Consider the following 9,933-nt stretch of genomic DNA (forward strand, 5'->3'; position numbering starts at 1 on the left):
CCGCGACCGCGGGGTCGCCCTCCCGGTCTCCCCTCCAGCGCAGCGGGGCCGGCGATAAAAGTCGACACCGGCGGTGGAACCGGAACGACGAGCCCGGCCCGAGTTATTCGTAGCTGTCGTCTTGCAGTCCGCCGAGGTAGGCGATCGCTCCCAGGTATTGGGGGCACAGTGGTGTGTGATCGCTGTGTGCCGCGCGTATCCGCAATGCTTCGTCCAGGGAATCGAACGCCGGGTCGACGGCACAGTGATCGCCGAGACAAGCGGTGGGCCCCGTCCGGCTGCGCGGGCCGGGGCCGGTGGGATCGGTCAGGCCGGCGCGGTGGGGGCGAGTCGTGTCGAGGGTGATGAGTTGGTGGATGGCCAGTGAGTTCACGATCATCCCCGGGTGCTGGTGCGCGAAGGGACATCCAGGGCCGGGGCAGGCCGGAAGGTGACCGGCAGCCGGGTGAGGGCCCGGTGGAACGGCCCGGGCCGCCAGACCAGTTCCTCCCGGGGTACCGCGAGCGCCATGTCGGGGACCGCGTCGAGAAGTTGATCGATCGCGTCCTGCACGATCTGATACGCCAGAGTGCGGGCCGGACAGGCATGCGGGCCCACGCTCCAGGACAGGTGGGAGCGGTTGCCGGTGTGGTCGCCGTCGTTGATTCGCGGGTCGGTGTTGGCGGCGGCGAGACCGATCAGCACGGGCTGGTGGGCGGGGAGCCAGGTATCGCCGATCAGGACTGGGGTGCGGGGGTAGGTGGTGCAGAAGTTCGCGATCGGCGGGTCGTGGAACAGCACCTCGTCGAGAGCGTCGCGGGTGAACAGACTCCCGCCGATCAGGCCGCCGCCGAAGCGCTCGTCGGTCATCATCAGCAGCAGGGTGTTGGTGATCAGATTCGGTTGCGCTTCGCCGCCGGCTCCGTAGAAGCTCAGCAACTGCGCGAGTACTTCCCGTCGTCGAGGCGGCAGGGGTGGGCGAGCAGACGTGAGGTGGCGTCGTGGCCCGGATGATCGCGTTTGAGCCGGATCAGTTCTGTCAGGGCGGACCGCAGCAGCCCCATTCCCGCGACTGCATCGACGGTGTCGAAACGCGCGGCCGTCCCGGCGGTGATCCGCGCCCCTAAATCGGGTGGGCAGCCCGTGATCCGGTTGAGGACGGCGACGATGAGGGGGCGGGCGTAGTCTGCCACCAGTTCGGCGGTCCCGGTCTCGCAGAATCCGTTGATCAGCGGGACCGCCAGTTCTTCGACGACGGTGTGCATGGCGTGGGCGTCGACGGCGTCGATGCTGTCCTTCGATGCCTGCCGGTAGCGCTGGTGGTCGGGTCCGCTGCTGTAGCGGGCGGCGGGGTGCCAGCGCATCATCGGCAGTACTGGTGAATCCGGGGGCACGGTGGTCTGCCAGGTGCGGGGGTCGGTGGGGAAATGCTCGGTGTCGTGCAGGATCCGGACCGCGGTGTGGTAACCGAGTACCAGGGTGGCCGGTACGCCGGGGGCGAGTTCGATCGGTGCGAGATCACCGAATTCCGTGCGCATTTCGTGGTAGATCCGGTGCGGGTCGGCGGCGAATTCCGGGGTGTGGACGGGTACGCGCGCCTCCGTCGAAGCTTCGGGTGCGGTGCGCGCGACCGGGCACGAGCCGAGGTGACCGGTCCGCGGATAGGAAATCGATGGTGGAGTCGACATGGTCCATTTCTTCGAGATGAGCGGGAGACAAGAGAGACGCGCGCCCGGGCGCCGAATGCGGGAGCAGCGATGATTTCGAAGAGCTCTCGTCGTCGCCGAGTGGGTCCTCCGGATGCACGGGACGGCCACCGGGCTTCCGGTAGGCGTAGTGGAAGTCGATCGCCGCTGCTGTGCGACGGATCAGGGCAAGGCGTCGCGCAGCGTCGAGAACGCCGTGTCCGGCTCGGTGAGCAGACAGTGGGCGCCGATATAGCCGTCGGGTCGAATAAGGCAGACAGCGTCCCCGTCGGGGGTGCCGTAGCGGTCGTGGATCCGGCGACTGTCGGCCAGGAGGGCACCGGCCGGGCCGGGTCCGTGATAGCCGGGCGGGGTGACGACCATCGTTTCGACCCGGCCGCCGAATTGCCGACGCACACGTGCGAGCAGCGCCGAGACCTTCGCGGCAGCGTGCGGATCGCGATGGACGACCACCAGGGTGTGTCCGCCGTGGCGCAACCGTTCGTGCAGCCGTAGCCGAGGGGTGATCTCGACGTCGGGGGCGCGGTCCCCCGCCGCCGGCCCCTCCGACCACCGCGGCGAGGACAATCCGGGGTCGACGGTGTTCGCGTAGCGGTAGGCGATGCCGGAGATCCGGGCCACGGCCCGCTCGGTGAACCCGGGTTCGCGGGCGAGCGCGAGTCGTTCGGCGACCGGGCGGCCGTGGTCCATCAGCACCGAATGCAGTTCATGGGTCCCGGCGATCACCTGCTCGGCTATCGGACGCCGCTCCGCCTCGTAACTGTCCAGCAGCGACTGTCGGGCGTAGCCGTGCACGACGGCGGCAAGTTTCCAGCCGAGGTTGAACGCGTCCTGCATCGAGGTGTTCATCCCCTGCCCGCCCGCCGGGGACCGCTCGTGTCCGGCATCTCCACAGACGAAGATCCGGCCGTTGCGATACCGGGAGGTGAGCCGCCGCCGCGTCCGGAACACCGTCGTCCACTGCGGGGAACCCATCCGCACCGCACCACCGAAATGCTCGTCGAGCACCTTCTGGAACGCCGCGGCCGAAGCGTCGATACTGCGGGCCTCGCCGGGTTCGCTGATCACTACCCGCCACACACCACCGGGTAATGCTGTCGTCAGCAGCATGTGGCCGCTGGTGATGCGGTAGTCGACACCGCCGACCTCCACCGGGAAGCCCGGTGACCGCTGCCGAAGCGGCACGTCCATCATCCGCATCGCGGTCCCCACGTACTCCGCGCGACCGACCTGGGCACCCAGGTGATCGGCGACAGTGCTGTGCACTCCGTCGCAACCGATCAGCCAGTCGCAGTGCACGGTTCCGTTCTCACCACTGTTCGTGTCCCGCACGATGGCGGTGACTCCACCGTCCGGGGACGTGATCACCGAAACCAGCTCGGTATGCCATTCGACGGTCCCGCCGAGCGCGGTGAAATGCCGGCGCAGAATCTCCTCGGTGTCGCGCTGGCCGATCGTGCGGAAATACGGGTATCGGCTGTCCAGACCGGTGAAATCCAGTCGCACCGTGTCCGGAAAACCCGCGAACCGGTAACCATCCACTCCCCGCGCAAACCCCGCTCCTGGAACTCGTCGACGATCCCGGCCTGTTCCAGCAGCTCCAGAGTGCGGGTGTGCACCGTGAACGATCGAGAAGTCGTCACGGGGGTGGTGAGCCGGTCGATCAACCGGACATCCACACCACGCCGCAGTAACTCGATACCGAGGGCGAGACCCGTCGGACCGGCGCCCACGATGAGAACCGGACTACGTGAAGAAGACATGACTGATCACCCTCCGAAAATTCAAGATCGAAAATGGACAGCGTGTGTCCCCCAGCGACACACACCACGAGCCCGGAATTACCGGGACGATCCCCCACGCCCCGCATTCCCGCGGAAGCGCAAACCTCCGCATGTAGCTGTGAACGATTGCTTTTGGTCAGGCACCTGGAAATCGCAGCAACGCCGGTCGCTTGTACCCCACCGCGCCACGCATCGTTCGCTCCTCCGGCAACCTGTCCCGCCCGATCCGGCCGAGGGGCCACCAATCGTCGAGTTCGACCAAGCCGGGCGGCAGCAGCTCGAGACCTTCGAAGTATTCGAGGTGCTCCGTATGGGTCCGGTACCAGCCCGAACCCACGCCTCCGGTGAACGCCTCTTCCAGCTTCCGCGCCAACCGATGGATTTCGGGGTCCTCGGGGCCCGGATCGTAGAAGTTCGTGACCGCCACATACGAACCGGAAGGCAGCCGTTCGATCAGCTCACTCATTGCCCGGGCCGGCCTCGGCCCGTCGCCGATATGGTGGAGCAGCCCGCACACCAGCACCCCTATCGGGCGATCCAACTCGAGGTACTGGAGCACGTCCGAGTTTTCTAGGAGTGTGCCTGTCTCCAGGAAGTCCGCGAGAACGTAGTGTGTACGGTCGTTACGCTCGAGCAGCGCCCGCCCATGCGCGGCGCACACCGGATCGTTGTCGACGTAAACCACTGTCGCTCTGCGATTTTCCAGCTGGGCGACCTCGTGGGTATTCAGGGCGGTCGGCAACCCAGCACCGATATCGACGAACTGCTCGACCCCGGCATACCCGGCCAGATAGCGCACCACCCGATGCAACCAGCGCCGATGCGTCCGCGACACACCACCCTGCCGTGGCGCGATACGCGCGATCTGCTCGAAGACCACGCGGTCGACGTCGTAGTTGTCTTTACCACCCAGGCTGTGGTCGTAGACCCTGGCAACACTCGCCCGGGTCGTATCGACTCCGACAGGAGCGGTAACACCGGTCGATGGACTCGTTTCCAGTCGCAGCGCTGGTGGCTGTGACATCGCGTTCCTCTCCCTTCTGCCTGTACGCCGCGTGCCGGACTGTCCGGTGTTGGCCTCGATCCCACACAACGCCTTCGCCGAACTGCGCGAAAGGAGTCAAATGGTCAAGTACCGTTGTTGACCGTGGGGACGACACCGCACGAAGGCGGCCGTGCATCCGGGGCAGCAGACCAGCGAGACCCGACCGAGCTCGTGCACCCGTCCATGACCGAACTGGCTGCTGCGATTCGCCGCCTGCGGGAAACGGCTGGATTGAGCCAGCCCGAGCTGGGATCGCTCGTCGGCTACACCAAGCAATACATATCGCTTGCCGAACGACCCAAAAATGGCGTACCGTCCCGGAACTTGATAATCGCCCTCGACAAGGCATTGGACGCGGGTGGCACGCTGCCCGCACTGCACGCAGCAGCCAAACGCGGGCAACGAGAAATCCGGCATAAATCGTTTGATAGCGCGATCGATGACTCTCGATACGACGCGGATAAGGCGTTTGGTCGCAGTGCATGCATTCGTTCGGACGGGCCACCTGTATCGCATGGAGAAGCGCATTCGATCTCCGCGCATATCCCAGCATTGCGACGTGCGCTCGATTCCTGCGAATCCCCGGAAGACGGACCGGTCCGCTCCATCGAACAGTTGCGTCCAGTAGTTCTCTCGATAATAGACAAAAGACTCCGATCGGATTATGCAGAGCTGGCTCGAGAAGTGCCTGAGTTGTTGCCCGAGCTATATCGAGCCATTGCAGGTTGCCCGGAATCGCAGCGAGCGAGTCTCGCTCGCTTGTTATTCCAGGTATACCGAGCCGCAGACGCAATCGCCGAGAAACACGGTTATAGAGATCTATCCGCGCGCATCATAGGATTGCTCTGCAGTGCGGCCGCGGAAACCGGAGACGAGTTGGTGCAGGCCAGCAGCTCCTATGTACGTGGCGAAGTATTCTTCTCCTCGGGAGATCTGACTACGGGTCGCATGATGCTCGAAAAAGCAGCTGAACGGATACAGGTCGGGCACAGCGACTCTGCCGCTGCAACATACGGCGCTCTTCACATGCGCGCGGCAGTCATGGCCGCAAGAGCAGGTCACGCGGCTCTGGCGACAGGACATATAGACGAGGCCAGGCAGGTCGCGGTGCGGGTCAACGAGGGAATTCATCTGGGAACCGCATTCGGGGCCGCTTCGGTACGCATCCACCGCATGTCGCTTGCCGTCGAACTCGGTGACTTCGGCGCTGCTCTACGGACTGCCACCGGCTGGCAGCCGCCCATCAACCTTCCCGCCGAACGACGTTCCCATTTCTACATCGACCTCGGCCGGGCCTATTATGCGACCGACCAAACCGAACGCGCGCTCGACGCACTGCACACCGCGCATTGCGTCGCGCCGGAACATGTCCGGGCCCATCCTCATGTCAGGGAGATGATCGAACAAATGCACATCGCCGGACCCGGCCTACACAGTACGGCCTTGTCGGCTCTGCAACACGCGATGAGCTGACCAGCTCGAGAATCCGGTCGGCCAGAAAACTTCAACGACCTTTGCCGACCAGACCGGGAAGCTCCGCCAGAGAATCGATGACCCATTCCGCGTCACGAGCCACAACCGGGTCGTCCGCCCATAGGTAACCCCACGGTCCCCGACGAATCAACACCGGCCGCAATCCGGCAGCCCGCGCGGGCAAAATATCGTTGTCACGGTGGTCTCCCACATAGACGATCTCCTCCGGTTCGCCCGGAGCGAAGTCGATAACCGCTTCGAAAAACGCCGGATCGGGTTTGGCTACCCCCCACTCACCGGACGTCGCAATCGCATGGACGGGAAGATCCAACGAACGTAGCAGCGCCGCAGCCTTGGCCGTCTGATTTCCGGCCACACCGACCCACAGGCCGGCCTGCTTGAGCGCGGCAAGAGCAGGACGAACATCAGGGTAGAGGTCGGATTCTTCGATTCGTTCACCGACCCCGGCCTCCTCGCGACGCCGGCGCTGCTCGGCTAGATCGAACCCCGGCCGCAAGACCTGGAACGTCTCGGCATTGTTGCGACCCGCGGCGGTGACAGCGCCCAGAATCGCGGAAAATGTATGCCGCGGGACGCCGAGCCAATCCGCCCACGCGCCGAACTCTCGCGAATCGTCGAGCAATGTCTCACCAACATCGAATACTACGGACCGAATCACTCTTCCACGCTATCTGTCGGAACCAAGATGTTCGTAGACCATGATTCGGCCGCGCTGCGGTCGACCGGTTCGGCACGCGTCGTCCATCTCGCTCCTGACCTGCACCGGGCCATCTCAACGCCGCTACGACCCTGGCGGTGAGCCGGCCCGACCGGGCAGGAGGATTCGAGGCTGCGCCCACCTTCAGGCGAATAGGGTGCCCCGAACGCACCGACGACCGTTGTACGGAAGCATGGGAGACGGCGGCCTTCGCCACGTCCATGAGTGGGTCGACATTTTGTGGACGCCTGGAAAAGGAACGATGCATGAGCGATATCAGTGCTCTCCTGGCCATTGCGCGCGGGGCCACAGCAGCCGGGGCCGCGCTCTTGACCACAGAAGAAGCAGGTGCCGTCCATAGCAAAGGCGACCGAGACTTCGTCACCCAGCTCGACCTGAAAATCCAGGCAACGATGCAGCGCAGGCTGCGAGCACACGCACCACGAATCACGTTCAGGGGTGAGGAGTCCGGCACACAGTCACCGGATCTCGCGCACTCCGAATGGACTTGGGTTCTCGATCCCATCGACGGGACATCGAACTTCATCCACAACATTCCGCTTTGTGCGGTGTCCCTTGCGCTGGTACATCGCGACAGCCCAATTCTCGGCGTGATACGAGCGCCGTTTCTCGGGCTGGAGTACTACGCGACCGAGGGACAGGGTGCTTACGTGAATGACAGGCCCATCACCACCGGCCGAGCGCAGCACCTGCGGGACGCAATAATCTCGATCGGCGACTACGCCGTCGGCCCCGGCGCCGAGGCGAAGAACCGCACCCGATTGGCCGTCACCGAAGCGCTGGCGGCAGAGGCGGAAAGGGTTCGCATGCTCGGCTCCGCCGCACTCGATCTGGCCTGGACCGCTGAAGGCCGTATCGATGGATGCATCATCATGTCCAACAAACAATGGGACATGGCAGCCGGAGTGCTCATCGCACGTGAAAGCGGGGCCGTGGTGACCGATTCCGACGGCAGCATCCACAACGTCCGGTCCCGCCACACCGTAGCCGCCAACCCGATCATCTCCCAGGAACTCCTACAGCTGATATCCACCGCACAACAGTGACGAGGGCGCCGACGGACACGGCGCTGCAGCGCTAAACTGCAGAAGGCCACGCGTGCACGAACCACGAACTTGCCCAATTTGTCCAAGTTCGGCTGTTCCCCGTGAAGTTCGGCTCAATCGCTGAAAGATGAGGATGCGCAGAACACCAGCGCAGAACGCGAGAAAGGGCGCAACATCATGCAGCTCAGGTTCCTCGGCAGGGGTGGTTCACAGGTGAACGACTGCCCGACCCTGTACGCCACCGACCAGGGCAGTTACGTAGCGACAGGCTGGCGTACCGGCACATCCGAGACAATCGAGATCCCGCACCTCTTGACGGGTTTCGCCGAACCGCACACGTTTATCGGCACGCGCTGACCGACACGGGGCGGGGTACGTTCACCCTCAGCGGTCGGCCGATAACGGACGACAAGACGTTGAGTCAACTCGACCTCGCGGACGATGAGGCTGCAATCGAGGTACCCAAGAGCAAAAGGACCTTCTACGGTGCATCTACGGCAGGGTGACTGGTCTGATCTGTTCCGGGAGTGCCGCAGTGAAGCGTTCCATCTCGAAGTCAGAGATGACTACGCGGTACCCGTGGAGTCCGAACCGTTCCGGCGGTTTCTGAACAATGAGCCCGATGACTACGAGTGGTTTCGAGACTGGGAAACGCTTGTCGAGGAGTTGACCGGTCGAGGTGTCAGGGTGAGCCGGATTCGGGTAGTTACTGTGCCGCACACCGACTACCAGAGATGGAGTCTCGTCGTCGCGTCTCGCAACGTCGAGGCGGGTGAAGATATCCGTTATCTACCACGCCACCTCGCCGGGGAGGTACCGACGGACGATTGGTGGCTCATAGATAATGAGCGGGTGGCGTTCAATCTGGTTGACCAACAACTCAAGTCGGCCGGCGTAGCCCTGACGACAGATCCTCGCATCATCGAGTACTGTCAAGGCGTCAGACAACGGCTCTGGAAGTTGGCTACACCTCATGCTGAATATACAGCCGGTGAAGCGTAGTAGATGGTGAAGTGACCGGTAGCGTTCAGGAAGCGAGAGAAGCGCTCGGACAACGACTCAGGGAGCTGCGCCGCGCCACCGGAATGTCCGGGCGCGATCTCGCCGAACGTGCAGGGTGGCACGAATCCAAGGTATCGAAGCTGGAATATGGCAGACGCCCCCTCCGAGGCCGATCTCCGAGCCTACTGCAACATCCTGGGCGCGGAGCCCGAACTGCCGGAACTGATCACCACGCTTCGAAATATCGACAGTGCCCACGTCGAGTGGCGGCGCGTCCTGAGCGGAGGCACAAAAAGTGGGCAGAACAAGCTGGCGAAGCTTGCCGGACAGACCCGGCTGATGAGGATCTACCAACCCTACGTAATACCCGGACTTCTCCAGACCGCAGAATATGCCGAAGCAATTTTACGGCAGGCAATCGAGCTCTATCGAATACCGGATGACCTCGACGAAGGCGTTTCAAAACGGCTCGAAAGACAACAAATACTCTACCGGGGGGTGCAGGTTTCATATGCTTATCGGCGAGCAAGCTCTTTCCACGGGCGTGGCTTGCCGCGATGTGATGGCAGGGCAATTGGACCGACTAATGGCGGTGATCGGATTGCCGCGCGTGCTGTTGGGTATCGTACCGGCTCACGCCTACTGCCCAGCCCCTGCCATGAACTTTGTCATTTACGACCGCCGCGTTGTCGTGGTAGAAGGAGTCACCGCGGAACTGAAGATCAATCAGGCGCGGGAAATAGATATCTATCACCGGTCATTCGATTCTCTGGCCAGCCAGTCTATGACCGGCGAAGCGGCGCGAACGCTGATCAGAAAGGCGATCGAAAAACAACGCGAGGAACAACCATAAAAGCAACACCACCCGTTCGGCGCGTTTACGGCGCTCGAGCAGCAAGGCCACCACGAGACCGGCCCCCGCGCGGCCGGGCGCGCGATGGCGCTCGAGCTGATCGATGCCGCTGCGGCACGCCGGCGCACCGTGAATGCGCCGCACCTGGTTGCCTGCGTTCGGGCCGGAGGTGTGTTAGTAAGCGTCCGAGAACTTCCGTCAGTTGTGGCTGGGGGGATGAGTCGCTGTCAGGCCTGGAGGTGCTGGACCGGCGAGTGTGGTTGCCGGTGGATGTTCGGCCTCCGGCGTGGCATAGCCGGAACATGA

Annotated in this window: 10 protein-coding genes and 3 pseudogenes; 6 read left to right on the plus strand and 7 right to left on the minus strand. The window is 63.6% G+C overall.

Annotation, left to right across the window (positions count from 1 at the left end):
* Positions 1-103 precede the first annotated feature (103 nt).
* From ABZV91_RS19260 to ABZV91_RS19285, 6 genes and pseudogenes are all read right to left on the minus strand, one after another.
* On the minus strand, positions 104-379 hold the full coding sequence (locus ABZV91_RS19260; RefSeq protein WP_355243259.1) for a hypothetical protein: 276 nt from the start codon (positions 377-379) through the stop codon (positions 104-106).
* Complete coding sequence (locus ABZV91_RS19265; protein WP_355243262.1) at positions 376-918, minus strand: hypothetical protein; 543 nt, start codon at positions 916-918, stop codon at positions 376-378. The genes ABZV91_RS19260 and ABZV91_RS19265 overlap by 4 nt, the downstream gene beginning before the upstream one ends.
* Positions 912-1,667 (minus strand): hypothetical protein, encoded by a 756-nt coding sequence (locus ABZV91_RS19270; protein ID WP_355243265.1) that lies wholly within the window; start codon positions 1,665-1,667, stop codon positions 912-914. The genes ABZV91_RS19265 and ABZV91_RS19270 overlap by 7 nt, the downstream gene beginning before the upstream one ends.
* Before the next feature lie 180 nt (positions 1,668-1,847).
* On the minus strand, positions 1,848-3,227 hold the full coding sequence (locus ABZV91_RS19275; protein ID WP_355243268.1) for an FAD-dependent monooxygenase: 1,380 nt from the start codon (positions 3,225-3,227) through the stop codon (positions 1,848-1,850).
* Between the two features lie 53 nt (positions 3,228-3,280).
* Positions 3,281-3,448: pseudogene (locus ABZV91_RS19280) on the minus strand (FAD-dependent monooxygenase); the annotation flags it as partial.
* Between the two features lie 157 nt (positions 3,449-3,605).
* On the minus strand, positions 3,606-4,493 hold the full coding sequence (locus tag ABZV91_RS19285; RefSeq protein WP_355243271.1) for an SAM-dependent methyltransferase: 888 nt from the start codon (positions 4,491-4,493) through the stop codon (positions 3,606-3,608).
* Positions 4,494-4,697: 204 nt separating this feature from the next.
* Between ABZV91_RS19285 and ABZV91_RS19290 the strand changes: the two genes are divergently transcribed.
* On the plus strand, positions 4,698-5,987 hold the full coding sequence (locus ABZV91_RS19290) for a helix-turn-helix transcriptional regulator (protein ID WP_355243274.1): 1,290 nt from the start codon (positions 4,698-4,700) through the stop codon (positions 5,985-5,987).
* A 31-nt stretch (positions 5,988-6,018) separates the two neighbouring features.
* Here ABZV91_RS19290 and ABZV91_RS19295 read toward each other — a convergent pair whose 3' ends face one another.
* A complete protein-coding gene (locus tag ABZV91_RS19295; RefSeq protein ID WP_355243277.1) occupies positions 6,019-6,666 on the minus strand; it encodes an HAD family hydrolase in 648 nt (215 codons plus the stop codon).
* 305 nt (positions 6,667-6,971) lie between these two features.
* On the opposite strand from ABZV91_RS19295, the gene ABZV91_RS19300 reads away from it, so the two are divergent.
* The 5 genes and pseudogenes from ABZV91_RS19300 to ABZV91_RS19320 all read left to right on the plus strand — a co-directional run.
* Complete coding sequence (locus ABZV91_RS19300) at positions 6,972-7,772, plus strand: inositol monophosphatase family protein (protein ID WP_355243280.1); 801 nt, start codon at positions 6,972-6,974, stop codon at positions 7,770-7,772.
* Between the two features lie 486 nt (positions 7,773-8,258).
* A complete protein-coding gene (locus tag ABZV91_RS19305) occupies positions 8,259-8,774 on the plus strand; it encodes a DUF6879 family protein (RefSeq protein WP_355243283.1) in 516 nt (171 codons plus the stop codon).
* Positions 8,775-8,857: 83 nt separating this feature from the next.
* Positions 8,858-9,217, plus strand: a complete 360-nt coding sequence (locus ABZV91_RS19310) for a helix-turn-helix transcriptional regulator (protein WP_355243289.1) — start codon at positions 8,858-8,860, stop codon at positions 9,215-9,217.
* A pseudogene (locus ABZV91_RS19315) lies at positions 9,114-9,627 on the plus strand (DUF5753 domain-containing protein). The gene ABZV91_RS19310 and the pseudogene ABZV91_RS19315 overlap by 104 nt, the downstream one beginning before the upstream one ends.
* A 60-nt stretch (positions 9,628-9,687) precedes the next feature.
* Positions 9,688-9,933, plus strand: a pseudogene (locus ABZV91_RS19320) (hypothetical protein); the annotation flags it as partial.

It is taken from the genome of Nocardia sp. NPDC004568 (assembly GCF_040609955.1).
Taxonomy (GTDB): Bacteria; Actinomycetota; Actinomycetes; order Mycobacteriales; family Mycobacteriaceae; genus Nocardia.

What these genes read in the sequence shown, in the direction of transcription:
- ABZV91_RS19260 (WP_355243259.1), bottom strand. Translation starts at nt 379, where the DNA reads ATGATCGTGAACTCACTGGCCATCCACCAACTCATCACCCTCGACACG.
- ABZV91_RS19270 (WP_355243265.1), bottom strand. Translation starts at nt 1,667, where the DNA reads ATGTCGACTCCACCATCGATTTCCTATCCGCGGACCGGTCACCTCGGC.
- ABZV91_RS19285 (WP_355243271.1), bottom strand. Translation starts at nt 4,493, where the DNA reads ATGTCACAGCCACCAGCGCTGCGACTGGAAACGAGTCCATCGACCGGT.
- ABZV91_RS19290 (WP_355243274.1), top strand. Translation starts at nt 4,698, where the DNA reads ATGACCGAACTGGCTGCTGCGATTCGCCGCCTGCGGGAAACGGCTGGA.
- ABZV91_RS19300 (WP_355243280.1), top strand. Translation starts at nt 6,972, where the DNA reads ATGAGCGATATCAGTGCTCTCCTGGCCATTGCGCGCGGGGCCACAGCA.
- ABZV91_RS19310 (WP_355243289.1), top strand. Translation starts at nt 8,858, where the DNA reads ATGTCCGGGCGCGATCTCGCCGAACGTGCAGGGTGGCACGAATCCAAG.